General features: G+C 61.5%; 26 protein-coding genes and 1 tRNA gene. 5 read left to right on the forward strand and 22 right to left on the reverse strand.

From position 1 onward, the window contains the following. Positions 1-181: 181 nt before the first annotated feature. From DL86_RS18830 to fabA, 10 genes are all read right to left on the reverse strand, one after another. Positions 182-607 carry a hypothetical protein gene (locus DL86_RS18830; protein ID WP_156964661.1) on the reverse strand — a complete coding sequence of 142 codons (426 nt, stop codon included), beginning with the start codon at positions 605-607 and terminating at the stop codon, positions 182-184. Positions 608-975: 368 nt separating this feature from the next. Continuing rightward, complete coding sequence (locus tag DL86_RS14030) at positions 976-2,658, reverse strand: DNA primase family protein (RefSeq protein ID WP_162180439.1); 1,683 nt, start codon at positions 2,656-2,658, stop codon at positions 976-978. Then, positions 2,655-3,920, reverse strand: a complete 1,266-nt coding sequence (locus tag DL86_RS20145) for a DUF7146 domain-containing protein (RefSeq protein ID WP_036262743.1) — start codon at positions 3,918-3,920, stop codon at positions 2,655-2,657. Before DL86_RS20145 ends, DL86_RS14030 begins: the two co-directional genes overlap by 4 nt. A 37-nt stretch (positions 3,921-3,957) precedes the next feature. Further along, entirely contained in the window at positions 3,958-4,170 is a 213-nt protein-coding gene (locus DL86_RS14040; protein WP_036262697.1) for a helix-turn-helix domain-containing protein, read from the reverse strand. A gap of 60 nt (positions 4,171-4,230) precedes the next feature. Continuing rightward, entirely contained in the window at positions 4,231-4,821 is a 591-nt protein-coding gene (locus tag DL86_RS14045) for a helix-turn-helix domain-containing protein (protein WP_156964662.1), read from the reverse strand. Between the two features lie 91 nt (positions 4,822-4,912). Next, positions 4,913-6,112: a tyrosine-type recombinase/integrase gene (locus DL86_RS14050; protein WP_036262703.1), complete on the reverse strand. Its 1,200-nt coding sequence runs from the start codon at positions 6,110-6,112 to the stop codon at positions 4,913-4,915. A gap of 147 nt (positions 6,113-6,259) precedes the next feature. Continuing rightward, positions 6,260-6,349, reverse strand: a tRNA-Ser gene (locus DL86_RS14055). Between the two features lie 107 nt (positions 6,350-6,456). Beyond that, positions 6,457-7,320 (reverse strand): enoyl-ACP reductase FabI, encoded by an 864-nt coding sequence (fabI, locus tag DL86_RS14060; protein WP_051953463.1) that lies wholly within the window; start codon positions 7,318-7,320, stop codon positions 6,457-6,459. After that, a complete protein-coding gene (gene fabB / locus DL86_RS14065; protein ID WP_036262705.1) occupies positions 7,307-8,530 on the reverse strand; it encodes a beta-ketoacyl-ACP synthase I in 1,224 nt (407 codons plus the stop codon). The genes fabI and fabB overlap by 14 nt, the downstream gene beginning before the upstream one ends. 178 nt (positions 8,531-8,708) lie before the next feature. Beyond that, a complete protein-coding gene (gene fabA, locus DL86_RS14070; protein WP_036262707.1) occupies positions 8,709-9,221 on the reverse strand; it encodes a bifunctional 3-hydroxydecanoyl-ACP dehydratase/trans-2-decenoyl-ACP isomerase in 513 nt (170 codons plus the stop codon). Positions 9,222-9,572: 351 nt separating this feature from the next. On the opposite strand from fabA, the gene DL86_RS14075 reads away from it, so the two are divergent. Both DL86_RS14075 and DL86_RS14080 read left to right on the forward strand, forming a co-directional pair. Next, positions 9,573-10,835 carry a glycerophosphodiester phosphodiesterase family protein gene (locus tag DL86_RS14075; protein ID WP_036262709.1) on the forward strand — a complete coding sequence of 421 codons (1,263 nt, stop codon included), beginning with the start codon at positions 9,573-9,575 and terminating at the stop codon, positions 10,833-10,835. Between the two features lie 220 nt (positions 10,836-11,055). Further along, complete coding sequence (locus DL86_RS14080; RefSeq protein WP_036262711.1) at positions 11,056-12,051, forward strand: Tim44 domain-containing protein; 996 nt, start codon at positions 11,056-11,058, stop codon at positions 12,049-12,051. Positions 12,052-12,092: 41 nt separating this feature from the next. Here the strand turns inward: DL86_RS14080 and DL86_RS20350 are convergent, their stop codons facing one another. From DL86_RS20350 to DL86_RS14095, 4 genes are all read right to left on the reverse strand, one after another. Further along, positions 12,093-12,359, reverse strand: a complete 267-nt coding sequence (locus tag DL86_RS20350; RefSeq protein WP_156964663.1) for a hypothetical protein — start codon at positions 12,357-12,359, stop codon at positions 12,093-12,095. A 148-nt stretch (positions 12,360-12,507) separates the two neighbouring features. Then, positions 12,508-12,654, reverse strand: a complete 147-nt coding sequence (locus DL86_RS20355) for a hypothetical protein (protein WP_156964664.1) — start codon at positions 12,652-12,654, stop codon at positions 12,508-12,510. 355 nt (positions 12,655-13,009) lie between these two features. Next, positions 13,010-14,770: a hypothetical protein gene (locus DL86_RS14090; RefSeq protein ID WP_051953465.1), complete on the reverse strand. Its 1,761-nt coding sequence runs from the start codon at positions 14,768-14,770 to the stop codon at positions 13,010-13,012. A gap of 331 nt (positions 14,771-15,101) precedes the next feature. Then, on the reverse strand, positions 15,102-15,755 hold the full coding sequence (locus DL86_RS14095) for a COG3904 family protein (protein WP_245276381.1): 654 nt from the start codon (positions 15,753-15,755) through the stop codon (positions 15,102-15,104). Positions 15,756-16,157: 402 nt separating this feature from the next. Here DL86_RS14095 and DL86_RS14100 point away from each other — a divergent pair, with 402 nt between their 5' ends. Further along, positions 16,158-17,276, forward strand: coding sequence for an FUSC family protein (locus tag DL86_RS14100; protein WP_036262754.1), 1,119 nt, complete (start codon positions 16,158-16,160; stop codon positions 17,274-17,276). Between the two features lie 17 nt (positions 17,277-17,293). Here the strand turns inward: DL86_RS14100 and DL86_RS14105 are convergent, their stop codons facing one another. The 8 genes from DL86_RS14105 to DL86_RS14140 form a co-directional block, all read right to left on the reverse strand. Then, on the reverse strand, positions 17,294-18,400 hold the full coding sequence (locus DL86_RS14105) for a HoxN/HupN/NixA family nickel/cobalt transporter (RefSeq protein ID WP_084572929.1): 1,107 nt from the start codon (positions 18,398-18,400) through the stop codon (positions 17,294-17,296). A gap of 207 nt (positions 18,401-18,607) precedes the next feature. Continuing rightward, a complete protein-coding gene (locus DL86_RS14110; protein WP_036262715.1) occupies positions 18,608-19,123 on the reverse strand; it encodes a hydrogenase maturation protease in 516 nt (171 codons plus the stop codon). After that, positions 19,120-20,430 (reverse strand): hypothetical protein, encoded by a 1,311-nt coding sequence (locus tag DL86_RS14115; protein WP_036262717.1) that lies wholly within the window; start codon positions 20,428-20,430, stop codon positions 19,120-19,122. Before DL86_RS14115 ends, DL86_RS14110 begins: the two co-directional genes overlap by 4 nt. Beyond that, positions 20,427-21,077: a DUF6084 family protein gene (locus DL86_RS14120; protein ID WP_036262760.1), complete on the reverse strand. Its 651-nt coding sequence runs from the start codon at positions 21,075-21,077 to the stop codon at positions 20,427-20,429. Before DL86_RS14120 ends, DL86_RS14115 begins: the two co-directional genes overlap by 4 nt. Continuing rightward, on the reverse strand, positions 21,070-21,708 hold the full coding sequence (locus DL86_RS14125) for a DUF5947 family protein (RefSeq protein WP_036262719.1): 639 nt from the start codon (positions 21,706-21,708) through the stop codon (positions 21,070-21,072). Before DL86_RS14125 ends, DL86_RS14120 begins: the two co-directional genes overlap by 8 nt. Positions 21,709-21,759: 51 nt before the next feature. Next, entirely contained in the window at positions 21,760-22,317 is a 558-nt protein-coding gene (locus DL86_RS18835) for a hypothetical protein (RefSeq protein WP_051953467.1), read from the reverse strand. Then, positions 22,310-24,136 carry a nickel-dependent hydrogenase large subunit gene (locus DL86_RS14135; RefSeq protein WP_245276382.1) on the reverse strand — a complete coding sequence of 609 codons (1,827 nt, stop codon included), beginning with the start codon at positions 24,134-24,136 and terminating at the stop codon, positions 22,310-22,312. The genes DL86_RS18835 and DL86_RS14135 overlap by 8 nt, the downstream gene beginning before the upstream one ends. Positions 24,137-24,240: 104 nt before the next feature. Then, the gene (locus tag DL86_RS14140; RefSeq protein WP_051953470.1) at positions 24,241-25,320 is read right to left on the reverse strand and encodes an NADH-quinone oxidoreductase subunit B family protein; all 1,080 of its coding nucleotides are present in this window, start codon (positions 25,318-25,320) and stop codon (positions 24,241-24,243) included. A 417-nt stretch (positions 25,321-25,737) separates the two neighbouring features. Between DL86_RS14140 and DL86_RS14145 the strand changes: the two genes are divergently transcribed. Further along, positions 25,738-26,016: a HypC/HybG/HupF family hydrogenase formation chaperone gene (locus DL86_RS14145; RefSeq protein WP_036262771.1), complete on the forward strand. Its 279-nt coding sequence runs from the start codon at positions 25,738-25,740 to the stop codon at positions 26,014-26,016. A 48-nt stretch (positions 26,017-26,064) separates the two neighbouring features. Beyond that, entirely contained in the window at positions 26,065-26,844 is a 780-nt protein-coding gene (locus tag DL86_RS14150; protein WP_342585872.1) for a D-sedoheptulose-7-phosphate isomerase, read from the forward strand. Positions 26,845-26,931: the final 87 nt, after the last annotated feature.

Consider the following 26,931-nt stretch of genomic DNA (forward strand, 5'->3'; position numbering starts at 1 on the left):
CGCCGTAAGATCACGGTGAATTCCCTGCTTATTGAATTAAACGATCGGCACTGCCGATGATCCCTAGCAAAAAAAAAGATTTTGCCGATATCGCGGCATTTTCCGCGTTCTTGAGGAACCGGTCTAAGGCGATCGGCTCTTAGAGTTTTGGTACCCCCCGGGGCACCCGACCTTTGCCGCCTCACCTCGGCCGGCCGATCCGATAGCCAATAGGTTCGACGGGAAGCCTCGCCAGTTCCGATTGAAGAGTGCGCCTGCAACAGAACGATCCGTGGATACCGCCACCGTTCGTTTGGAGCCAAGCGCCCGTCTCCCGCTCGAACCAGCCAAACGCGAAAGCGTCGCCAGCTCGGAACCCTGCGTTCGGGCAATCGTAAAACCTGCCGGTAGGATTGACGGCGACGCTCATCTGAACCTCGCCATAGCCTACGTCATGCACCGCGCCGAGCGCCCGATAGCCGCCGATCGAGAATAGGATCGCGATCGAGGACTCGACCGTCCCCAGGCCGCCGCATCGCGATTTTCTGAATTCGAAGAGACCAGCGCGGAGCGCTTCGTTGGCGCCGGCGACCATCACATTGCGCCATGCCGCAGACTTTGCAGACATGGGCTTCGTCGTCTTGCCTTTGCATATTTTCAAAGCAGCATCCCAACAGGACTTACATCTAAATTCGCTGGGTCTTGGCCATCCTCCCGGAAACGGGAGGATGACGGGAGGGTTCGGGAGGATCAAAACTTTAAGAATGATCCATAAGGGTTTGATATAAAATCAAACGGGAGGATCACTTAAAAACGGGAGGATAAATACATATGAGATTTATATGCGGGCGCGCGCGCATGCGCACATGTGACGCGGTCAATGCACAAAATCCTCCCGTTTTGATTTTATCCTCCCGTTCGCTGTAATATCAGGCACTTGCGCAAGGGCGCATCCTCCCGCGATCCTCCCGCATCCTCCCGAAACGGGAGGATCACTCACGTCGATCCGTCAAAATCGTAGCCATCCTGTTCTCTCTCGCCGCAACGCGGGTTGCCGGAGTCGTCGACGAAGTCGGTCACGCCTTTCGTGAGCTCGATATCGAGCCAGTAGACGTTCACGGATTTCTTCGCCGCGATGCCGCGCTCCTTTAGGGCTGCGCCAAATCCCTTCGCTGACCATGCAGTCTCGCCATTGACTTTCGCCCAAGCGACGAAGAGCGCGTGCATGTTCGTCGCTTGCACCCGCTGGCCGATCGCCTGGCGCGTGCAGGCGTCTAGGAAGCGCCCCAGCGGATCGCTGTCTGATCGGTAGTCATTCGTCGCCGCCGCCACGCTGCCGGGGATGCAGAGCCCTTTGTCGAGCCATGCGCAGAGCCCGTCGAGGAGACGGTTCAGGATGCCCGAGGCCTCGCCTCGCAACGTTTCAGCAAGCTTCGGATCGCGCTTTTCCGGCGGGAAGAAGACTCCCCAAGGCACAAGCACAAGGCGGTTCCAAATGCCTTCATCCGCGCCCATGACCTTGGGCCGATAGTTGCCTTGCATGGTGAGCTTGGCTTGCGGCACGAAGGCGAAGAAATCCTTGTTCAGATGGCGCGCCTTGATCACGTCGCCGCCCGAAAAAAGCTTGATCAGGCCTTCGTCCAAGGTCGCGCCTTTTTTCGGCTCCGACGTCGTCAGCATGCGCACGCCGGGCAGATCGGCAAGGTCTGGCGTCGCCTGGCCGCCAGCGCGCGCCCGCCCGCTATCGAGAAAGCTCTCGATTGGGATTGAGTCGGCGTAGTCGCCGGCGACATAGGAAATCGTGTTGACCCAGACGCTCTTGCCGTTGCGGCCTTTGCCATAGTGGAACGTGATCTTTTGCTCGCTCGTGTCGCCGGTCAGGGAAAGCCCCGCCCATTGATCGAGAAAGCGCTGCACGTCGCGGCCGCCCGCCTCATCCGGCGGCTGCACCTCGTCCATGAACAGATCGAAGCGCGGGCACGTCGCCGCCGGGTCATAGGCGACCGGCGAAATCTTCGTGATGTAATCGGCCGGATCGTGCGGATGGAGCTCGACATAAGGCCCGTCGTCGCGCTTTGCGACCTGCAGCGTGCCATTCGCGACGCTGATTTTCATTTTGTCCGCGTCGAGCTCGTCGACGGCGATCGCGAGCATGGCGGCCGCGCGTTTTGAGATCGACCCCATGCGGTTCGCCGATTCCGAGACGCGGCCCCAAGCCTTGATCTTGTCGGAATACAAGACTTCCTTGCCGCGCGCGTCCTTGACGAGGAAATCCTCAGGCGCATCGCGCAAGGCTTTCGCCTCGTCCTGGATTGCGCGCACGGTCGCATGTTCGCGGAGCTTGACGATCTCTTCCGATCCGCCGTGCGCCCAACGCTTGCCGTCCCAAGAGAGCCAGCCGATGTCCGGGCAATAGCGCAGCCCGCTTCCATGGCGCTCCGCGAAGCGCTCGGCATTGCCGAGATCGGTCAAGGGGAAATGCGCAAGGCGGCGGTCAATATCCGCGGGGTGTTCGCCGCCGCTTTTTCCTCCGCCGGAAGCGGACGTTTCGCGCGATCCTCCCGCCCGGGAGGATGCCTCTTCCCCGCTCCGCGGGCGGGCGGCGATCGAGGCTTTCCCAGGAAATGCGAGGACCTCCCCGCTTTCGATGATCGGCGTGATATCGTCGGAAGAGGTCAAGCGGCCGCCCCGCCGCTTTTCATGGCGAGCCACATATCGTTGAAGTCGGCGCCGGGCTTCGCCATTGAGAGCCGGATCATCAGATGCGGGTGTGCGCGCGAAAACCGCTTGCCCGCCCGCTCGAGCGCGAGGCGCGTGAACACAGGCTCGCTGTCGCCGTCGCCCAAAAGCCAAAGATCCTCGACGCTTTCGGCGATCGGGATCAAGGGGAAATCGGGATCATCCTTCGGCTCGCTGTTTGGCACGAAGACGGGCCGCACGCGCCCGAGCCTATCGGTCTGCGTCCTGGTCGGATGCCGGACCCGCGCGACGGCTTTGCCAGCCAGATTGCCGAGGTCTATCGAGGTCCTAAACTCCGCGCCCTGCAACAGCTTGGATCGGGACGCCTTCAGTGCGCAAAAGACCGAAAGAACGGTCTCGATTCCCTCGCCGAGGAAAAGCCGCCGCACGCCCGCCCGATCGCCGGGAAAGTCACTATCAAACCCACCTTTGACCAATAGGATCGATCCACCCTTGACCGATCCTCGCGTCTTTTTCGCCGGCAGGATTTCGCCTGTCTCGGGATGGACGATCAGCGCCTTGCCTTTCGGCTGATCGAGGTCGATCCATAGCCGCTGCACGCCGGAAAACTTGCCATTTGCGCCTTCGATGGCCGCCAGGATCGCCGCGCCCGAGTGGATGATCTTTCCGCCCTGATCTTTCGGGCGATCCCATAAAGGCGCCGCCGGATGAAACCGCAGCCGCGCGCCAGGCGGAGCCTCGACGCCGCGCAAGCTCAAATAGGCTTCCGCCGGCGTGCCGGCGATCGGCGCGGCCGCCGTCCAAAGCTGCCACGCTGCCCGGCGCTCGCGCTCGCGAAATCGCCGCGCCGAATCGGCGTCATCCTGTTCACGGCGATGGCGATCGGCTCGCGCCATGTCGACGGCGTATTCGCGCATGCGCCGCGCGTCATCGCTTTCGGTCGATCCGCGGCCGGGCGGAGGCTCGCCAAGAATGGTCTCCACCGCGACGAGAAAGTTGGACCCGTCCAGATATTCCGCGAGCGCGATGGCGTCGCCGCCCATCCCCGAGGCGCGGCAATGCCAGACATCCTTTCGAAGATTGACCGCAAAGCGATCAGCGCCGCCACAACGAGGGCAAGGCACGCCGGCGTCGCCAAGCATCGCGCGCGACCAAAGCCCGCGCCGCTCCAACTCGCCGCGCACTGTGAAGGCTCTAGCGCGTGAGAGCCAATCCTCGAAAGCCGGGTCGTGCGCGCGCATGGCTGTTGATCGCGAGCGCTCGATTTCGACTGACAAGTCAGACGGCCTTTGCGTCGCCGCCCGTTTGACGCAAATTCAGAAACCTAGCGATTTCAGGCGCGCTAAAAATCGTCCGGTGACCGATCCGGATTGGTCTCAACTCGCCTTTGTTAACAAGAGTGTAGAGTGTGTTGCGCCCGATAGATAAAAGCTTGAGCGTCTCACCAACGCTGTATGTCGGATTTTTGAGGCCATAGTCCTCCGCGGTCATCTTTGGCTCCTTCCATTATTAAACAATATACATGCATTGTGTATTAAGCACATAAAAACCTCATCCTTGTTTCGGCTCAACCAAAGGTGTTAAGGCAGCGCTCAGGTTCAATACAATGGACCATTGCTTTGCAATAACGTTTACAGGGAATTCAACGGATACCTTTCCCCACTCCTCAATATCTTTCATTTCACCATTAATCATTACCGGCCATATTTCTGGTTTTTTCAATTCATCTAAGGAATTAGCCTGTAGTAGACTTGCCCAGCCGATTTTACCGTGATCATCAATAAAAAGCACGACTACCTCGTACTTTCCCAGCAAAGCGCGGCCAACTGGCGTCATATTCATGTATTTTGACCAACCGCAGGGCGGCTCTTCTTGCGCATCATGTACCCCGCGAAACCAATCAATAAAATCCTTTATATCTGCAAATGGGATATGAGTTTTCTTCAGAGCCGACGCCAACAAAGCCCAAGTTCGCTCTCCATACATGGGCGCAGACGCTGGGAATTCTCTGAAGTGCCCCCGCCCCTTTCTGCGCGTCACGGGATTTGGACGCAGAATGCCCATATCGCACCAAAACTGAAGAGTGCGCACGGATTCGCCAGTATCTTCGACGAGATCGCCAATCCCAACGATTTCCTTCACGCGCATCCCCAAAATTTATCTCTCTAAACAGCTATAAACAATAAACAGTCTTTGTGTCAACTCGCGATGTCGCCGTTAATCACACGCGATCTCACCTACGATCATCACGCCGTTCCATCCCCTCACAAAACGCCGCCCATTCCTCCATGAGCGCCCGGCGCTTTTCGAGCGCGTCGCCGCGCCGGTAGGCTTGCTCTGCTTTGTCGCCAATGACGTGCGCGAGCGCCGCCTCGGCGAGCTCGCGCGGAAAGTGCGTTTCTTCGCCGGCCCAGTCGCGGAAGGCGGAGCGGAAGCCATGGACGGTCACGCCTTCGACCTTCATGCGTCGAAGCGTCATTTCCATCGCCATGTTGGAGAGCGGCTTCCCGCGTCTCTGACCCGCAAAGACGAATTCACCCATTCGCGCTTCGGAGAGCTTTTCAATAATCGTCAGAGCTTGGCTCGGCAGCGGAACCCGATGCTCTCGCGCGGCTTTCATCCGAGCGGCCGGAACGGTCCATATCTTGGCGTCGACGTCGATTTCGGACCATCGGGCGCCGAGCACTTCTCCGCTGCGCGCCGCCGTCAGAATCGCAAATTCAAGGGCGAGCGCCCCCATGCCTTCTGTTTCGCGAAGCCGCGTCAAAAAGGTCGGCAAATCGCGATAGGGCATTGCCGCATGATGGCCGCGCGAGAGCTTCGCAGGACGAGGCAACATCATTTCGAGGTGTCCCGTCCAACGAGCGGGATTTGGCGCTCGATCGTCGATCTGACCCGCAACGCGGGCCGAATCGATCACGGCCTCTATTCGTCCGCGAAGGCGCGAGGCGGTCTCGGGCTTGGTCCGCCAAATCGGTTGAAGGGCCTTGAGAATGTCTTGCGTCGATACGTCCGCGACGGCGATCGGCCGCAAGGTCGCAGCATACCGCTGCAACGTCATCTTCCATTGCGCCCGGTGCTTTTCATTGCGCCAGCCGCTCTCTTTCGAGGCGACAAAAGTATCGGCGCACTCGCCAAAGGTGAGGCGCGCGGCGTTCGCGCGCCGTTCGGCTGCTCGCGCGTCGAGCGGATCAATTCCTTTGACAAGAGATTCACGCATTCTGCCGGCGAGCTCGCGCGCCTGCGCCAAGGACACAATATCCCGCGAACCAAGCCCAGCTTCGCGCTGGCGTCCACCGCGCGCCCACATAAAAACCCAGCTGGCGGCGCCCGAGGCGTCGACGCGAAGATAGAGATTTCCGCCGTCCGCGTGGCGGCCTGGCTTCGTCACGCTCGCGCAGAACCGCGCGGTGAGCCGATGGAGCTTCGCCACAAGAGCCTCGCCGTTCTTTCCTAGTGCTTTCCTAGTTCAGAACGGCGCTTCAGGCAAATTGTGAGAAACATGAACAAACGAGAAATCCGTCAATGCATTGATTTTTTGGGAGAAAATGACGTTGACAAATGCCGGCAAACAGGGCTCTGGCGGAGAGGGAGGGATTCGAACCCCCGATAGGCTTGCGCCTATGCCGCATTTCGAGTGCGGTGCATTCGACCACTCTGCCACCTCTCCGCAAACCGCGACGGACAGGACAGGCCGCGGATGGTCTGCGGCGCAGATAGCATGGCGATGGCGCCCTTACAAGCGCGCCGCCCTCGCGGACGCTTCAATCGGCGGCTTCACACAACCGCTTCGTTTGGCGCGGGAGCGGCCTCCGCCTTCTGGCTATCGGGATGCGGCATCGAAATGATGTTGTAGCCCGAATCGACATAGTGGATCTCGCCGGTGACGCCGCTCGAGAGATCCGACAGGAGATAAAGCGCCGAACCGCCGACATCGTCGATGGTCACGGTGCGGCGCAGCGGCGCATGCGCCTTCTGAAAGTTGAACATGAAGCGCGCATCGGCGATTCCGGCCCCCGCCAAGGTGCGGACCGGGCCGGCGGATATGGCGTTGACGCGAATGCCTTGCGGGCCGAAATCGGCGGCGAGATAGCGGACGCTCGCCTCCAGCGCCGCCTTGGCGATGCCCATGACATTATAATTCGGCATGACGCGCGTCGCGCCGCCAAAGGTCAGGGTCACCATCGAGCCGCCATTTGGCATGAGCGCCGCCGCGCGCTTGGCGATCTCGGTGAAGGAGAAGGCCGAGATCGTCATCGTGCGCAGAAAGTTTTCCCGCGTCGTATCGGCGTAGCGCCCCTTCAGCTCCGCCTTGTCGGAAAAGGCGATGCAATGGACGACGAAATCAAGGCCGCCCCAGGCCTTTTCGAGCGCGGCGAAGGTTGCGTCGATCGAGGCGAGATCCTCGACGTCGCAAGGCAGGACCAAGCTCGAGCCAAGTTTATTGGCGAGCGGCTTGACCCGCTTGCCGAGCGCCTCGCCCTGATAGGTGAAGGCGAGTTCGGCGCCCTGGCCGGCAAGGGCCTTGGCGATGCCGAAGGCGATCGAATGATCGTTGGCGACCCCCATGACGAGGCCGCGCTTGCCCGCCATCAGCGAACCGTGGCCGGAACTCTGTGACTCCGACTCAGGCGTCGACATGTTTCAAGACGATGCTGGCGTTGGTGCCGCCAAAGCCGAAGGAATTCGACAGGACCGCGCGCAATTGAACGTCGTCGCGGCGCTTGCGGACGATGTCCATATCCGCGAAAGCGGGGTCGAGCTCCTCGATATTTGCACTTTCGCAGATGAAGCCGCTTTGCATCATCAACAGCGAATAGATTGCTTCCTGAACCCCGGTCGCGCCGAGCGAATGGCCGGTCAGGGACTTGGTCCCAGCAATCGGCGGGCAGTTTTCGCCCGAACCGAACACCGTGCGGATCGCTTCGATCTCTTTCAAATCGCCGATTCCGGTCGAGGTCGCGTGCGGATTTATGTAATCGATCGGGGCCTTCACGTTTTCGAGCGCCATGCGCATGCAGCGCACCGCGCCTTCGCCGGATGGCGCGACCATGTCGTAGCCATCCGAAGTCAGCCCGTAGCCGGCGATCTCGGCGTAAATCTTGGCGCCGCGCGCCTTGGCGCGCTCCAATTCCTCCAGCACCAGCACCCCGGCTCCGCCGGCGATCACGAAACCGTCCCGGTTCTTGTCATAGGCGCGGGAGGCGACCGAGGGACGATCATTGTAGGATGAGGACATGGCGCCCATGGCATCGAACAGGGCCGACATGGTCCAATCAAGTTCCTCGCAGCCGCCGGCGAACATCATGTCCTGCTTGCCATATTGGATCATCTCATAGGCGTTGCCGATGCAATGATTCGAAGTCGCACAGGCCGAAGAGATCGAATAATTGACGCCCTTGATCTTGAACCAGGTGGCGAGCGTCGCCGAAGAGGTCGAGGACATGGCTTTCGGGACCGCGAAAGGCCCGATCTTCTTCGGTCCCTTGGTGCGCGCGATATCCGCCGCCTCGACCAGAGTGCGCGTCGAGGGACCGCCGGAGCCCATGATGATGCCGGCGCGCTCATCCGAAATATCCGCGGCCGAGAGGCCGGCGTCCTGGATCGCCTGATCCATGGCGACGTGGCACCACGCGGTGCCCCCGGCATGAAAGCGCATGGCGCGGCGATCGATCATGCCCTCGGGATCGAGGGTCGGGGCGCCGTGAATCTGACTGCGAAAGCCAAGTTCGACATATTTATCGGCCTTGACGATGCCGGACTTTGCCTCCCGCAAGGAGGCGACGACCTCCTGTGTGTTGTTTCCGATTGAGGAAACAATGCCCATTCCGGTGACGACAACCCGTCTCATGCCACTCTCCCGCTCACGTCGCGGCGCCTGAGCGCAGACCCGCGGGAGCCTTGCTTGGAGCGCTTTCGGATTCGACGGAATGAGAAAGCAGCTCTAAATCTTTATTTTATCGCATTTTCTGAACGCGTACTGCGCCCGCCTCGCTTGAAAATGCTCTAAGGCCGAAATTTCTTGAGGTTCAGGCCGCGCCTTGAAACAGGCCGACCTTCAAATCCTTGGCCTCATATATGCGCGCTCCGTCGGCTTCCAACCACCCGTCGGCGATTCCGAGCACGAGCTTGGTCTTGAAGACACGCTTCAAATCGACCCCATAAATGATCCGCTTGACGGTGGGCAACACCTGATCGGAAAATTTCACCTCGCCGACGCCAAGCGCCCGGCCGCGACCAGGCAAGCCCAGCCAGCCGAGATAAAAGCCGAGAAGCTGCCATAGCGCGTCCACCCCGAGGCATCCTGGCATCACCGGATCCCCCTTAAAATGGCAGCCGAAGAACCAAAGGTCTGGTTTGATTGCGAACTCGGCCAAAATCAAGCCCTTGCCATGGGCGCCGCCGGTTTCCAGAATTTCCGAGATGCGATCGAACATCAGCAATGGCGGCAAGGGCAGTTGCGCATTCCCAGGTCCAAACAATTCGCCGCGCCCGCAGGCGATAAGGTCCTCGTAATCGAAATTGGCGCGACGCTCACTCATGCTCGTTTCACTCTCCGGTCCCCGCGCTGCAGCCAGACGGCATTATCCGGCGAAGTTCGCGGCCTTCTAACACACCGAGCGGCGCGCCGAAAGTGCAACAAAAGGATCATTTTTCGCCAAGGGCATGCAACTGACGCGGGAATTTTCGAGGGCATCGTCCCCGATCGCGCCCTGGCGTCACACGCAGGTCATCGCGCCAAGCTAGAGCATCCGCGCGGCAAAGGACTCGGCTCAGCTCGACCGAAGACGCCATAACCATCTGACGTTAAACGTATTTTTGGCAAGGCGGCTTTCAGCCCCAGGCTCGCGACCAAAGCCGCTGCGGCTCATTCATCAACCAGAGGACTTCGCATGAAACCGAAGGTGCGACACCTTTATATGGCGGCAATGCTGATGCTGACCACCCTCTCTCCGCAAATGGGAAAGGCCGATGCAATCGAAGACAGCGCCACCGCCAACCGTGGGCGCAACAGCCTCAATGTCCAGGTCGGGCCGCGCCCCTATTATCTCGTCGATCAGCTGAAGGACAGCGCTCTGAAAACGCGCCTCAAAGCCTGTTCGGAACAGACCCTGCGGCGGAGCAATTTCTCGATTTCGCACCGCGGCGCCCCGCTGCAGTTCCCCGAACATACCAGAGAATCCTACGAAGCGGCCGCCCGCATGGGCGCCGGGATCATCGAATGCGATGTGACCTTCACTAAGGACCGCGAACTCGTATGTCGGCACGACCAGTGCGACTTGCACACGACCACGAATATTCTGACGATCCCGGCCCTCGCGGCCAAGTGCTCCGTGCCCTTCTCGCCGGCGTCGGGTGGCCAATCGGCGACCGCGACTTGCTGCACCAGCGATCTCACCCTTGCCGAATTCAAGACGCTGAAAGGCAAGATGGATGGCTCCAATCCGAAAGCCACGACGGTTGAGGAATATCAGAAGGGCACTCCCGACTGGCGCACCGAGGCCTATGACGCGACCGGAACGCTCATGACGCTTAAGGAACATATCGCGCTCCTGAAGAAGTTTGGCGTCGGCCATACCCCCGAGCTCAAGGAAGCGCGGGTCCCAATGCCCTACCAAGGGACCTATACGCAGGAAATGTATGCCCAGCAGATGATCGACACTTATAAGGCCGCCGGCGTCTCGCCAAGCCTTGTATGGCCGCAGTCTTTCAACTTGGCCGATATTCTCTATTGGATCAAGAAAGAGCCGGCTTTCGGCAAGCAGGCCGTCGCGCTCTCCGCCGTCGATGTGCCGAACGACGTTCCGGCGGCGATCGCGGCCCTGCCAGGCATGCGCGCGAAAGGCGTCAACATCATCGCGCCGCCGATCTGGGCCCTCGTCGCCCTCGACTCCCAGGGCAAGATCGTCCCATCCGAATATGCGCTGACGGCGAAGCGGCTCGGCTTCGACATCATCACCTGGTCCCTCGAGCGCTCCGGCACGCTCACCGACGGCGGCGGCTATTATTTCCAAAGCGTGACGAATGCGATCAAGGGCCCCGGCGATTACTATAATGTGCTGGATGTCCTCACGCAGCGCGTCGGCATCATCGGGATCTTCTCGGATTGGCCGGGCACCGTGACCTATTACGCCAATTGCGTCGGCAAGAAATAGGCGGGAGCTTGGGGACCTGCGGAGGCGCGCCGTCTTTCGGACAGGCCTCCGATAGGTCTGAAAACGTCCTCCGCCCACCGGAGGCGGCTTGTGTGTTAGCTCGAGCCAGCCTTCGGCGGCGCTAAAGCGCGCTTGTCGACGGGAGACTATTGCCCAGGGGCCAATATTCCCCATATTGTTCTTTGGAAATAGTCTTCCATTTCATGGCAGGATCCAAACAATGGCGTTTCGCCGCAAGACCTTGATTTTAACTCTGGCCGGGATGTTGGCGTTCGGATTGAGCGCGGACGCCTTCGCCCGCGCGGGGAGCGGCGGCTCGTCCGGCAGCCGCGGCAGCCGCACATTCAGCGCGCCGCCCGCCACGACGACAGCCCCGAGAGGCGCGGCGCCTATGGAGCGTTCGATGACCTCGCCCAGTCAGGGCTTTTCGCGCCCTGGGGCGACGGCGCCTGGCGGTGGGTTCTTTTCCGGCGGCTTTGGCCGAGGCCTTCTCGGCGGCCTCGTCGGGGCCGGACTCTTCGGCATGCTGTTCGGCAATGGGATGTTCGGCGGCCTAGGCGGCGGCATGTCGATCCTTGGCCTCATTCTTCAGATCGGCCTGCTGTTTTTGCTGTTCAAGCTCGTCATGGGCTTCATTCGCAGCCGGCGGGCGGCCGTCCCTGGCGGCGGCTCAGCGCATTCTTTCGCCCAAAGCGGGACGGGCGGCGGTTTTGGCGGCCTGGGCGGATTAGGCTCGGGACTTGGCGGCTTGGGCTCTGGACTAAGCGGCGCAGCTTCCGGAGTTGGCGGCGGCGCAGCGCGCAAGCTCGACGTCGGTCAGGCCGATTTCAATATGTTCGAACAGCGGCTAGCGTCGATCGAGCAAGCCTATGGCGCAGAGGATCTCAACGCCCTGCGCTCCTTGGCGAGCCCGGAAATGGCGTCCTATTTCGCCGAGGAAATCGCCGCCAACGCAAAGAAGGGCGTCGTCAACAAGCTGTCCGACGTGACCTTCCTGCAAGGCGACTTGTCCGAGGCCTGGCGCGAGGACAACGGCGAATACGCCAGCGTCGCCATCCGGTTTTCGTTGATCGACACGATGGTCGATCGCGCCACCGGCAAGATCGTATCGGGCGATCCTTCAACGCCGCAGCAAGCGACCGAGCTTTGGACCTTCGCCCGGCGGCCGGGCGGCGCGCCCAGCGATTGGAAATTATCGGCGATCCAGCAGGCTTGACTGGCGGGCGGAGAGCATTTTTTCCGCCCCTTTTGTCTCCTTCACCACAGGGCCTCGCCTTTCTCGTGGGGTTGCAGAATGCCACAGTAACCGGCATATGCGACGCGCGACCGCGGCGAATCTTCGCATTCGAAGCTGGTATTGTGCGCGAGATCATTGCTCCCATCCCGGCCACCCTGGTGGCCGGCGGCGCTCCTTGCTGCCGAGCGCACAATGGTCGCCTCGGTGGCGGTTTCGATGTGCGTCGCCTCTTCGATCGCCTCCTTGATCTCGGCTTCCAACGCGCGGCGGCGCGCCGTGGCGATCATTTCGCTCGTTGCCTCCTTCAGCGATTTGCGCGAAATGCCGACGGCGTCGGCATACGCCGGATCGTCACAGTTTTCATGCAGGATTTTCGATCGGAGCGGCAAGGCTGCGCGCGCATAGCCGGCGCCCCGAGAAAACATCCAAACACTGTCATATCTCGCGCCGGTAGGTTGCAATGGCGATGACGCCGGCAAGGCCAAGAATCGCCGTGTCGAGGTCTGGATCGAGAAGAAAAATCGCTCGGTTGAAGGAGCGTGTCCAGGCGTGAACATCTTGCTTCGCGTTGCCGCTCCCCAAACGAAATTTTCAGTGGCCGAGCGACATTTCATATAGCGCGAGGCGCAAATCTTCGGGGACACATTCATCCGCAAAGCAATCGCAATGCCTGTTTTGAATTAAACCCGTGCGTTGGCGCATGCGAGGCGGTCTAGGTTTTGTTGCATTTTCTTATATGCGAACTGGCATTCACTTCGCTTGAAAATGCTCTCATTGTAACGGATCGCCCGCCAAGCACCGCACTCAGGGCAAGAGCGGCGCCGCATTTGATCGACTTGGGTTCCGGGCGATCTGGGGCCTGCGTCTGTTCGGGAACAGACTTGCCTTCGGCCAATGTCAAACCGAAGGAGGAGGCTTTGGATCGGTCGGGATCCGCTTACTTCAATTGCAGAAACCGTCGCTTATATTTCGCCGCTGCGGCGATCGCGGTCTCGGGCCCGGCCGTATCCGGCGCCGGCTGGAAGCCATTGCCGTCTAGGATGAAACTGAAATCGGTGCCGCCGAGCTGAGCGTTGGCGTGGCAGCCCTGGCAACCGCCCATATTAAAGGCATGCACCATGGCGGGCCGCTCAGAGAACAAATGCGTGTTCTTGAAATTGGGAAGGACGCCGCCAGCCGGGAAGTCGGTCGACGCGCCGCCGGAAAGACGGCCGGAGAAGTTCTGCAGCGTGAAATCGGTTTCGACCACACCGTTGGCCTGGAAGAATGTCGCTGCATTGTGTCGCCCGTTCGGATTCGAGGGGGGATCGATCTCCGACTTGTCGAATGGAAAGGCCTGCACGTTGACGAGCTTGTAATAGCGCCAGGGAGAGTTCGCCACATGATTGGCTGTTTCATAAGCCGCGATCGCGAGATGCGCCGTGGCATTGGCGTCAACGATGACCGGGGGAATCGCATGATAGCGCTGCTTGACGCAGATATCGCCGCCGGTAGGAAGCGAAACATTGCCGGGGATGTCATGAAAGAACAATCGCTTGCCGGTATCCCCGCAATAGGTCCCGCCAACCACCGACACGTGCGGAAAGGTCGGTGAATCCGTATACGTGAGTTCCGGCTCGGTGGGCGCTCCGGGCTGCGGATTGATGATCCTGCCGTCGGCGTCCTCGACCGGCTTTCCATCGGGGGCGAGAATGTTGTCGGCCTGCTCGAAAGTCGCGAACACGAAGGCCGGCGCGGTTGGCGTCTTGTGGATGATGTGAAGGGCGAGGAGCGCCCATTGCGCCTCGAAGTAGCAAGGCAGGTTATTATTTGTTTCGTAGAAACGCACGGTCGTGGTGTGGTAGCGGCTTGCGTCCTCTCCGGGCGCGAGCGGCCGCCACGCTGATTTGACCTCGATGGTTCCATGCGGGAAAAAAACCACCGGTTGGACTGGAGGCCGATTGCTGGCAACGGCGGTCTTGAAATTCTGCTCGGCGAGCGCAAGACTTGGCGAGTGGTACCAGTAATCGCGCTGCAGCACGTAGATATACTGCGCGCGGTTGCCCTTGGCCATGAAGCGAATCAGCTGCGGCGCGCTATTGGGACCTGGCGCGTTCGCCGGCAGAACGCCGGCATACATCTGGTCGAGCCCGATCTGCGTGGTCTCGTCGAGATTGACAAAGGCCGGCTGTGCGACCGGCGTCTGGCCGGGACAGGCCGCGACGCTGCCGTCGACGGAGCCCACTTCCGCCGGCACATAGAAATAGGCGGGCGGCGCGTCATAGCCAAAGGACGGCAGCCGGGCGTTGAACCCCTGCGGAGCCGGAAAGCGGGCGGAGATATTGTCCGGTTCGCGCGCCGGGAATATCTCGACCTTATGGCGCATCGTCTCCCACACCAGCGGCGGACCGCCAGCCACGGCGTTTTGTCCAAACGGCAGCTTCGTGTCCGGCGTCTCGCGAACGCCTCGAAGGGCGGGCCAGTTCAGTGCGAAGAATTCTCGCCAGGCGAAGGCGGCCGCCGTCGCGATATCTGCATTCTGGGCCCCGCCAGGAACATCGGCTGGAACGGTCGGGGCGATTGCAAACGGCGAGGTTGGCCTGGGCGGCCGAGTCTGAGCTATTGCGTCCGCGTGGATGCCCCCCAACGTCAGCGCGCCGAAAGCCGCGGCGGCGAGCGCCACGCGGGGGCGGCAACACATGGTTGACGTCGCGGTCATTGCAGGTCTCCTTCAGCATGATTTGGAATCGTGATCATCGGGCGCCATCTCAGTGGCCGCGGGAGGCCGACCGTTGTCGACGGGCTTGAGCCTGAGCTTTTTAAGAACATCTGTCAAATAAACATTATTCAAATAAATCACTAACGGTGAGTGAGCGTTTGTTCCAGAAGCGCTCCGCGAGGTTAGAGCATTTTCGAGCGAAATGGATGCCGGTTCGCGTTAAGAAAATGCTCTAGATGGAAACATCCAAGAGCATGAAACGTGATCTATTGGTGAGAAGAGAGCGGGATTTGACGCGAAAAACCGGATTTCCACCTTTTCGCATCCCGCTTTAGAAATTCGGCGAGCCAAGCCGCCATCTGGCGATTTGCGTCGGCGTGAGGATGCGCAAAGCATCGGGGGCGCCGTGTTCCGCATTTCGGACGAGGGCGGGATTGATGCCCATGGTCGAGCTATAGCGCTGCAGGACGCCTGCCATTCTTCCGTCATCGTATCGACGCCGGCGCTCGCTCGCCGAAGCGGCGCCGTCACCCCCCGAAGCATAGGCGAACATGCGGTGGAGCCCGACCTTGCTTTGGGGCGGGATGACGCGTTTTTCCGCGCCCATCAAAGCGAAAACACAAGCTGAAAAACAGCGCCCGCCGGTAAAATGCGTCAGACCATCATCGACATGCGGTTCGGCGCGCGCCACAACGGCAGCAATGCCGGCGCGGCGGAAGATTTTCCCCAACTCCATCGCGGCGACGACTTTGCCGCCCGGCGAATTGAGGAACACGATCGCATGTACATTGCCGTCGTCCCGGTGGCCGCCAAGAAAATCAAAAAAGGCATCCGGCGTCGCATCGACGATTTCCCCTCCCGCGGCGATCACCTTCGGGCACGCCCCGCCGCATTTGTGGGGATTGCCGATCGCCGCCAAATAGAAGGTCATGGCCTCTTCCGCCGCCGCCCCCCCTGCCAAGGCGAGCAGATAGAAGATGGTCAAGCAAGCCATTGCGCGGGGGGAGCGGCCGCGCGGGAGCCCCGCCAGCAGGGAAAATCGGCGCGTCATCGGACCTCTGCGGCGCATGAAAGGGAAGAGCCCGCCAACTCGACCGGCAAGCTCCCATGCCATCGCTTTGGCAAAGATAATGGCGATGATAAGGCCGCCGCCGCAGCGAGCGCTTGCTTCGGAGCGGTCCCGAAATCAGGCCAGATGGGTGTTCGAGTCCATGATGTCCAAGCCAGCATCACGCCGCATTCCGTCTCGTGCGATTTCGCTCCCAAGCGCATATTCCGAGCATGCGCTTTATGTTCCAGCTTTAACGCATGATATGCGACAAAGCGAAACCGAAGCCTTTTTCAGGTCTCCATGTCGCATGAAAAACGCTCGCGTCTGGAATTGACCATGAGCCGCGCTGCAAGAGCATGGAGCTGGCTTCGCGCCAGAATCCACACCCGCGAGGCGGAGTTGCGCCTCAGCGTCAGGGTCACGGTCGCCGCCCTGGCCACTTATGCGCTATCGGAATTTTTGCATGTTCCCCAGGTGTTGTGGACCGTTCTGACCGCCGTCCTCGTGACGCAGCTCAGCGTCGGCAGGTCGGTAAAGGCGGCGATCGACTATTTCATCGGCACGCTCGGGGGCGCCATTTACAGTGGCGCGGTCGCCGCTGTGACCCCCCATTCATCAGAGGTCGGGGTGTTTGTGGTCCTCGCGGTCGCGATTGCGCCGCTCGCCTTCCTGGCCACGATCAATCCCAGTTTTCGAGTTGCTCCCTTCACCGCCGTCATGGTGCTTTTGGCCCCCGCGATCACCCATGTGGGCTCAGTCGAATCGGCCTTTTATCGGATTCTTGAAGTCGCGCTGGGCGGCATGACGGCCCTCGTTGTCTCGTTTCTGGTGTTGCCGGCGCGGGCGCATGGTTTGGCGATCGACGCCGCGGCGCGCATGCTTGATTTCGCGGCCTGGGCTCTTCCCAAGCTGCTCGCCGGCTTCACGGAAAGGCTGGAGGCGTCCTCGATTCGCGCCATCCAGGTCAGCCTCAGCCAGGCCTTCGCGCAGTTGAACGAGGTTGGCGAAGAGGCGCGGCGCGAGCGGCTGACCTACCTCGCCGACCAGCCGGACCTTAGTCCGTTGCTGCGCATAGTGTTGCGTCTGCGGCACGACCTTATCATGATTGGACGCGGCGCGAGCGCGCCGCTTCCAGAACCGTTCCAGGCGCGGCTTGCGGCGCCGCTGGCCCGGGTGGGCAATGCCGCGGCCGAGTATTTGCGTGCGAGCGCCGCCGCGCTCATTGCCCGCGAGGAGGCGGCGCCGCTAGCCGGGTTCGACTCCGCCATCGATAGCTACGAAGACGCGATCGCATCGCTTCGCCGCGAACGCCTTACCAAAGATTTGCCGAGCGAGGCCGTGGAGCATATTTTCGGGCTCGGCTTCGCTCTGGACCAGCTGCGCCAGAATCTTGCGGAGCTCGAGCAATGCGTCACGGATTGCGCCCGCGCGTCCGGAGAGAGGCAGAGGCTTTGAAGGCAAGCTGACCGCAGCTATTCCGGCGCCGGAACCTTCTCCTGCGATGGCCCGAGCGGAGGCCAGCCGATCGGTTTTGGATGCGCCGGCGCAAGCGAGCCGCTCCGCGCGTAGCCGTTGATGCGATAAATGAGCGACGACCCAATCCAGGCGATGAGAAAAATCCCGGCCACGACGAATCCGAATTGCGCAAGGTTTTGAGTGAGGCCGTCGAGCGCCCGCCAGAATCCGCCCTCAAAGCCAAGGCGATCCGAAATCAGCGCCAAGACCTCGACGCCGCCGATGAGAAAGGCGACCGCCGCGGACGCTGCGGTAATGGTGAGATTGTACCAAAGCTTGCGGATCGGGTCGACGAAGGCCCAGCCATAGGCGCCGACCATCAGCGCGCTATCCGCCGTGTCGACGAGCGCCATGCCGGCGGTGAAGAGGGCGGGAAAAACCAGCGTGTCCAACGCCGACATATCCCGCGCCGCCGCGGCGGCGGAAATGCTGAGGAGGCCGATTTCGGTCGCCGTGTCGAATCCAAGGCCAAACAAGAAGCCGAGCGGATACATGTGCCAGCTCTTCCTCACCGCGCCGAAGATCGGGCGAAACAAGCGGGCGAGGAAGCCGCGCCCAGCTAACAAGATATTGAGGCTCTCGGGATCGAGTTCCTCGCCGCGCGAGACAAGGCGGAAGCTTTTCCAAACGCCGCGCAATATAACCAGATTGGCGACCCCGACGATCAATAGAAAGCCGGCGGAGACCGAGGCCCCAATAAGGGAGCCAACCGATTTGAATGCGCTCAATTCGTCCTTCATCGCCGCCGCGCTCGCGGCGAGGACGAAAGAGGCGAGGATCACCACGGTCGAATGGCCAAGCGAGAAATATAGGCCCGCGCCGACCGGACGATGGCCTTCGTGCATCAGCTTGCGCACGACATTGTCGATGGCCGCGATGTGATCGGCATCGACCGCGTGGCGCAGACCGAAGACGAAAGCGAGCAGCGCCGTCGCCATGATCGCTGGCCGCTCGGCAAATAGCGCATAGGCCCACAACCAAGCGCAGATATTGGCGCCGACAAGCGCGACGAACAAGCCGACTGTTCCCGCCCGTGGCGCCCCGATCGACGTCGGCGGCGCCATCAGCGATCGCTTAGCAAAACGGGAGCTTCTCGCTCGGCGCGAGACCTCCACGGCATTACATGAACCGTATTTTCAAATAGCGGATCAGATCCCGTAGATTCATGGCGATCAAGCCGATCACCAGCGCCAAGAGAATCAACCCGAAAATCGCCCAACCACTCATGACACGCTCCGTTTGCTCACTGGCGCCCGCAAGGCGCCGATGCGTCAGGGAACCCGTTCTGCTTCGAGCAGCTTTCCAATCACATCCTCAACCATGGCGACGCCTATGTCCACCGCCGCGGCGACCGGCGGACTTAGTTCCAGAAGCCCTTCACCCGCAAACCCCTCTTCCTCGCCGCCAAAACGCAACGGCTCGCAGCCGATGAGGAAAACCCGGCGGCAGCCGGAGCCCATGGCGGCGGCCAAGCGAAGCACCTTCGCCGGGTCGAGGTCGTGCGGCGACATCAAGAGATCCTCAGGCGCAGGATCTCCGGCGAGCCGCTCCGGCTCGATAAGATAAACCGAGCCGGGCCGCCCGCCGCGCCGGACCGCGTCAACGAGCACCACATAGGCGTAGTCTTCTAGCAGCGCATAGGTCAGGTCCACGCCGCGAATTCCATAATCGACCACGCTCACGCCCGCCGGAAGCCGGCGTCGCGCCAGCGCTTGCGCGACAGCGGCGCCGAACCCATCGTCGCCCAGGAAGATATTGCCGACGCAGGCGACCAGAATCCGGCTCATGTCCGGCGCCCCGCGGCGAAACTCTCGACCTCCTCGGGCGCGAAGAAGAATCGGTGGCCGGGATAGCGACCCAGCCCAAGGTCCCGGCCGGGATCGTCAAGGAGCGTCACCGCCACATGAACCCGATCTTCGAAATCGGTCTCGATGGCTTCAATGACGGCGGCCTTATCCTTCAAGGCGAGATCCATGATGTCGCAGCCAGCCTTCGGGCGCAGCCGCACCCAATCGCCAACGCTCAGCCGGACGCCATCGATCGAATGCGCGGCGGACGGCGGCATCGCTTTGAGAGCGCCCAAGCGCGGCTCCCGAAGCGCGCCATGAAGTTTGGCGAGTTCTTCGGGACCAAGCGCCTGCGTCCGCTCCAGCAACGCGCGCGCCCTTTCGTCAGCGCCCGCCATTTCGCGCTTTTCCGCATCCGTCATGGCGAGAATGCGCAAGATGAGTATTTCATCGATCTCGGTGGCGTCGAACAGATCGCCCGGGCTCTCCGCCGCGATTTGCGGGAAATCGTAAAGAATGATCGGCGAGGCCAGAACCATATCCCTTGCCTCTTCATCGCCGGCCAACACCGGCCAGACGCCTTGGTTTTCACAGGCCGCCGCCGCGGCGCGCAGTTCATCGGGAGGATCGATCGAGGAAATGAACGCGCCGTCGCTCACGCTTAAAATCGCATGGGTCGAGGCGAAGGCGCGCCGTTGCGCTTTGTCGCGACATTCGCGTTCGGCCGGCTCGAGCGGGGTGAGATTCTCGACCCGCGCCGTCAGCCGGTAGATCGCGTCGGCGACAGGCTCCACGCTGATTTCAAGCGCCCCTTCGAGTTCTTGTCCGGTCCGGATACGGACGCCGAATCGCTGCTCCGATTGGCGGAAGAGCTCCTGTTCGCATTGGCGCGGAAAGGCGAAGGCGATCCGCGCCGGGGCGTCCAGCAATTGCGCGATTGTCGTCGCCGGCGCGACGATCTCGCGTTCGAGCGCCTCCTCCCATGGCGCGAAGGCGCCGCCGTCGCACGCGCTCGCACACTCATAGGGCGCTTTCTCCGCTGGCCCATTCAGCAAGATGACTTCGCGCGCGATCAGGTGCAGAAATCGGAGTCGAACCTCGATGCTGCTTTGCCCACCGCCGCGCAGCAGACATTGGGCCTGCATGTAGCAAGAGTCGCAGCCGCCAGAGGCGACATAGTCTCTTGGAAAAACGCCGCCAAACGTCCATCGCTGCTGGTTCTTGATCGAGGAGGGCCGGTAGGGATAGAGGAGATAGCCCTCGTAAAGGACCGCCGCGGCGATCTCCTTCACGCGCTCCAGATTCATGTCAATGCGTCCTTAGATGAGTCCGCCAGCAGCTTCTCCAACGCCTGCTCGAAGGTTGGGAGGCCGCCTTGTCGCTTGTAGCGATAAAGCTGCTCCGCCACGTCGCGTCGCAGACAAAGCCACGCGCAGTTGGGATAATAATGATCCATCATGGATCGCCAGGTTTCCACCGGCAGCCGAAAGGCGGCCTCCTTGCTCCAAGGAAGCTGGGCAACCTGCAATTGCCCTTCCGGATCGCGATAAAAGACCGAGCCGCTGAACAGCAGGAGAAGCGGCGCCTCGCCTTCCTCAAGCCCATGGAAATATTTCGTCGCGGCGATGTTGAAATCATAGCTGCAGGGCGCCGGCAGATCGATGCTGCACTCCTCGGCGAATGGCGCCGTCGCGACGCTGGCGTGAGTCCAGAGAAAGCCTTGCAGCGTCTGGCCCCAGCGCTCCGGCTCGCCGAAAAGATCCTTCAGCCGATCGCGTTGGCGCGGCCCATATTGCCGGCGCGCCGGCTCAATGCGGATCTGACAATTCAGCATCAAGCTCTGCACCGGGACCGTCGGGACCGTGTTGGTCACCTTCAGCTTGAAGACAAGCAGCGGCGCGATCGCGTAGGCCTCCACCGCAACGCTCTCCACTGAGATATCGAGATCAATCATGGCGCTGCTCCGCCAGACCATCGCCATCGAGCCGGAGCCGCGCGAAAAATGAATCGATCAAGTCCCAGACTTCGCCGCCGCCGGAGAGGCCGCGCCAATTGGCGCGGATCAATCCAACCAGCGCATAGCAATGATCGATCGAGGCGCGATAATAATCGCGCCGCCCGCGCAAGCGATTGACGAGCAAGGCTTCGACATCGGGCGAAAGATCCGCCAGGGTTGGATTATTGGCGATCAGCATCGACCAAGCGTCGACGCTCAGCGCCTGTTCCGCGGCTCCGGCCGGGCCGGGATAAAGCGCGATGGGCCGCGCCTGCGGCGTGCTGTGAAACAGAAAAGCCATGTCGATTGGAATGTGAAAGCCGCTCCATTCCGAATCTGTCAGATAAAATTCCCGCATCGCTTGCACGCGCGAAGGCACGGCGCGATAGGCCGCGTCGACGCGCCCCGCGAAGGCCAGGGCGCAGGTCCGGCAGGCGCAGGCGAGGCGCCGGCCGGCGACATCGAGGAGATGCGCATGCTCCGCCGGAATCTCAGCCCGGCAGAATTCACAATATTCCATCGGCGGGGGACAAGCGAATCGCCGCAGCCGCGCCGCCCAACCCGAATGCGCCTCCGCTTCCCCGACCATTGGCTCCACCCCCGGATTTTGCCTCTGCTCTGGCTCTTTGCGGCTCGCTTCTCACCCTCGCGCCAACGCGGCGCGCGAAAGATCGTTATCGGGGGAGGCGGGACTGTCGACGTCGTCGAGACCGACGATGACAATCTCTTCGAGATCTGGCGCAGCATCCAACAACGCTTGTTCGATTTCGCGGCGCCACGCGCGCCTTTGTTCGCCATCGCCTCCAGCATGCGCGAACACATGAACGACGAGCCGGCCGGCCTCCACTGCGACGCGCCCGCTTTGGATGCCGACGCCTTGAACGCCAAGCTGCGGCCGGAGCCGGTCGAGCGCCCTGCGAACCCGCGTTTCGGCCTCTTCCGGATGAAGGCCATGCAGCAGGAGCATCGCCTTGATTTGAGCATCCTCGGCAAGCGTCGAAAGCAATCGCCGATCTTCGCAGGCCGCCGCCGCAGCCATGATTCTAGCCAAAGCCAAGGCATGCAGATCGAGAACGATCTCGATCAATTCGCGCGCCGGCTCGCGCGCCGACGACTCTGGCGCCTCCTCGATCGCCTTGATCAGAACATCGATGTGGCAGAGCGACGAATCGAGCCTCGCGCGATCCCTGTCAGGCATTTAAGTCGGCCCGGCCGACGCCGAACATAGGCGAATGCACAGTCCGCAGCGTCTTGCCGTCGCCAAGGAACATGTGAACGCCGCAAGGCAGGCAGGGATCGAAGCTGCGCACCGTCCGCATGATGTCGACGCCTTTGAACTTATCGGGTCCGTTCTCCTCGAAAATCGGGGTGTTCTGCACGGCGTCTTCATAGGGGCCGGGCGTGCCATAGATGTCGCGCGGGTTGGCGTTCCAGGGCGTCGGCGGATAGGGATGATAATTGGCGATCCTGCCTTTGCGGATGACGAGATGATGGGACAGCACGCCGCGCACCGCTTCGTGGAAGCCGCAGCCGATGGCTTCGTCCGGCACTTTGAAATCGGTCCATGTTTTGGTGCGGCCGGCCTGCAGTTCGGCCAGGCCTTGCTCGACGAAATAGAGCGCCGCGGCGGCGGCATAGGCCTGGAAATAGGTGCGCGCCCTATCCCGCTCGATGGTGTTGCTCCATTGCGGAACCTTCCATTCGAACTCTACTTCGGGCTTTAGCGCGGTCCTCGGCAAATAGATCTTGACGCTTTGTCCGGTCGCCTTGACATAGCCGATGTCAACCAACCCCGCGAGCGCCGTCGCCCAAAGCCTTGCGATCGCGCCGCCTCCGGTGTCGAGCGCGAGGTGCTCGCCGGTCCGCTTGTCGAGCCAGCGCGGCGACATCACCCAAGAATATTTGCCATGGAAATCCCGTTTTTGCGGCCGCGGCGCGGTGGTCTGATTCCACGGGTGGTTCTGATCGATGTCATTGCCAAGCGGATCCTGCTTGACGAAGGTCTCGCGGTTCTCCCACCCGTCATAGAAGGAGCTTCCGAGCAGGATCCGCATCTGCAGATTGATGTCGATGAGGCTCGTCGTGACCAGCCTTCCGTCGACGACGACGCCCGGCGTGACATACATGGCGCGGCCCCATTCCGCCATGTTCGCATAATGATAATCGCATTTCATCGGGTCCTGGAAAGAGCCCCAGCATCCCAGCAGAATGCGCCGTTTGCCGACCTCCTCATAGCCGGGCAACGCCTCATAAAAAAAGTCAAACAGGTCATCGTGCAAAGGCACGCATTTTTTCATGAATTCAATATAGCGCATCAGCCGCGTCAGATAGTCCGTGAACAGCTGCACAGTCGGGACGGTGCCGACTCCGCCAGGGTAAAGCGTCGAGGGATGAACGTGCCTGCCCTCCATCAGGCAGAACATCTCGCGCGTGTAGCGGCTGACGACGAGGGTTTCGCGGTAGAAGTCGCCGGAAAATGGATTAAGCGCGCGCATGATGTCGGCGATCGTGCGATAGCCATGATCGGCGGCATGGGGCGCGGCGGTTTGCTCCGCCTTGTCCAGCAGGCTGGGATTGGTCTCCCTGACCATTTGTTCGCAGAAGTCTACGCCGACCAGATTGTCCTGGAAGATATTGTGGTCGAACATATATTCGGCCGCTTCGCCGAGATTGGTGATCCATTCGGCAATGGCCGGCGGCCTGATCCCATAAGCCATGTTCTGCGCGTAGACTGAACAAGTGGCGTGATTGTCGCCGCAGATCCCGCAAATCCGGCTGGTGATGAAATGCGCGTCGCGCGGATCCTTGCCCTTCATGAAAATGCTGTAGCCGCGGAAGATCGACGAGGTGCTGTGGCACTCGGCGACCCTGCGGTTCTCGAAATCGATCTTGGTGTAAATGCCGAGGCTGCCAACGATCCGGGTGATCGGGTCGAAATTCATCTCGACCAATGTGCTCGCGGGCTTGGCGGACCCGGCGCCGCTTCTTCCCTCTACTTCGCGCGCGAATTCGGTCACGGTCGTTTCCTCCTGAAGCGAAGCTCCCGCCGAGGCTAAGCGTTGGTCTTGTTTAGGCCCGTGCGGCGGCGGCTTCCGATCAACGCGAGGCGATGCGACCTAGGTCAATCGCCGCGGTAGCCCGTAGTCAGCTCGGGCCGGTTGTGGCGCCACTTCGGCTCCTTGTTCAGCGTCGTATTGGTCAAGCGGCGCAGTCTGCGAATGATCGCTCCATAGGGCATAATCGCATTGCTGGAGATGCGGGCGCCGGGCGGTTCGTCCATGAACGGCATGAATTTATCGGGGAAGCCAGGCATGGTGCAGCCGATGCAAATGCCGCCGACATTGGGGCAGCCGCCGATCCCCGCCATCCAGCCGCGCTTGGGCACATTGCATTGCACCACAGGACCCCAGCAGCCGAGTTTGACGAGGCACTTGCGCGAGCCATATTCCTGCGCGAAATCGGCCTGCTCATAGTAGGAGCCGCGGTCGCAGCCATTGTGAACGGTGTTGTCGAAGAGCCAGGTTGGCCGCAACGCTTCATCCAGCGGGATCATTGGCGCCAGGCCGGCGAGTTGACGCAGCAGATAGAGCAAAGTCTCCATGAAATTGTCGGGCTGAACCGGGCATCCGGGCACATTGACGATCGGCAACCCGGCCTTTGATTTCCAATCCCACCCGAGGTAATCGGCAAGACCCATGCAGCCGGTCGGATTCCCCGCCATCGCATGGATGCCGCCATAGGTTGCGCAGGTGCCAATGGCGACGGCGCCCAAGGCTTTGGGCGCGAGCCTGTCGATCCATTCCGTCGTCTTTATCGGCTGCCCGGTCGTCGGATCGGCGCCCATCGCTGCCCAATAGCCTTCGCCGCTGAGCTTCTCGTTGGGGATCGAGCCTTCGACGACGAGAACGAAATTGTCGAGCTCGCCGCGCGCGGCCCTGTGAAAGGGGCCGAGAAACTCCTCGCCCGTCTCGTAGGCCAGCACAGGATTATGCAAATGCACCTTGGGAAGGCCAGGAATGGCTCCAAGAATAACATCTTCGATGCTCGGCTGGCTTGCGGCGGTGATCGACACCGAATCGCCGTCACATCCGAGTCCCGCCGTGATCCAAAGAACGTGAACCTCGCTCACCCTGGGCGCTTTCTGCGTCTTGCGGCCATAGGGCGCAACCGCCAAGTCTTGGGTCGCCAAGTCTTCGGTCATCGCAATCGTCCTGAACCCGAAATCACAGGACGCGTAACGGCGCTTCAAAGCGTTGGTTCCACCGATGGCTTGCTGGGCTCGCTTTTATTGGCGGCGCAAAGGCTCCGTTGGCGCTCCCCCCGCGGCGCAGCGATCGCCACTTTGGCTGCAGCGCCCGCGCCAGCGATCAGGATGTTCAAGCAGCGCCAGCGCTTTGGTGAGGCGCCGGCTGAAAGTATTTGAGGGCGCATTGTGCGGAGCGGATCTTTTTGTCTGGTCACGGATTTAACGTAACTTGACCCCTCGCAGTCCGTCTTGAGGGGGATGGCTTTGATGTTTTGTTGCAGGCTAAGGCACCGACGAATGACGGCGGGGTTTCGCTTGGGCAGGCTGTTGTGGCGGCGGCTCGGCTTGTTTCGGATCGCAAAGGATGACTCCATGTGCCTTGGGATACCCGGCCAGATCGTCGCCATCGCCGACGCGCGCTGCAAACTGGCGATAGTCGACGTCGCCGGAGTGCGGCGCGAGATTAATGTCGCCTGCATCCTCGGCGAGCGCGCGGTCGAAGAATGCGTTGGCGATTGGGTGCTGGTGCATGTCGGCTTCGCGATGAGCCGGATCGACGAAGCCCAGGCGCTGGAGACTTTGCGCATTTTGACCGAACTCGGCGAGGCGCAACAGGAGATCGCGGCGATGCGGGGGCGCTTCGAGGCGTAGATCTGGAGATGTCGGATCTGGAGATGTCGGCTTGGACAGGCAAGGCGCTTGGCGGGCCGCCTGACCGAGGGGATCGCTTGGCGGCGAAAATGGGAGCGCGGCGCGGCGGCGGCGAAAGGGACGAACATGGTCGAGGACATCCGGCTGCAGGCGCTCTATCCCTTCCTGTCGGGACAGCGGCCCGACGCCGCCGCGATGGAGGCGGCGCTTTGCGCATCGGTGCGGGAGAAGGCGGCCTGCCACGCGCAGGCTTTCGAGGCGTTCTTTTCGACGGAGGGCCGCGCGGTGGTCGCCGCCGCGCGAACCATCGCCGCGACCTATCGCAATGGCGGCAAGCTGCTTGCCATGGGCAATGGCGGGTCGAGCTGCGACGCCGCCCATGTCGCGGTCGAGTTCCTCCATCCAGTGACGGCGGGGCGCCCGGCCTTGCCCGCCGTCAATCTGACGAACGACATCGCGATGTTGACCGCGGTCGGCAATGACGTCGGCTTCGATCACGTCTTCCTGCGCCAGATCATTGCGCATGGACGGCCGGGCGACAGCCTGATCGGCTTCTCGACCAGCGGCAATTCCGCCAACCTTCTCCTCGCCTTCCGCAAGGCGCGCGAGATGGGCCTGAAGACGATCGGCCTTTGCGGCGGCTCCGGCGGCGGCATGGCCGCGGCTGGACTCGATCATTGCCTTGTCGTACCGACAGACAGCATCCATCGCGTCCAGGAATGTCACGTCGCGATCTATCACATGCTTTGGGATCTCGCGCATGCGCTGCTCGCCGATGATCGCGGCGGCGGCGCCGAGCGATCCGCGCTGGAGGAAGCGAGGCGATGAAATTTGTCGACGCGTTTCGCGATTCCGCAAAGGCCGCCGTTCTGCTCGACGCCATCAGCGGCGGCGGCGGGCGATCCGCGCTGGAGG

The sequence above is a fragment of the Methylocapsa aurea genome (genome assembly GCF_000746085.1).
Lineage (GTDB): Bacteria > Pseudomonadota > Alphaproteobacteria > Rhizobiales > Beijerinckiaceae > Methylocapsa > Methylocapsa aurea.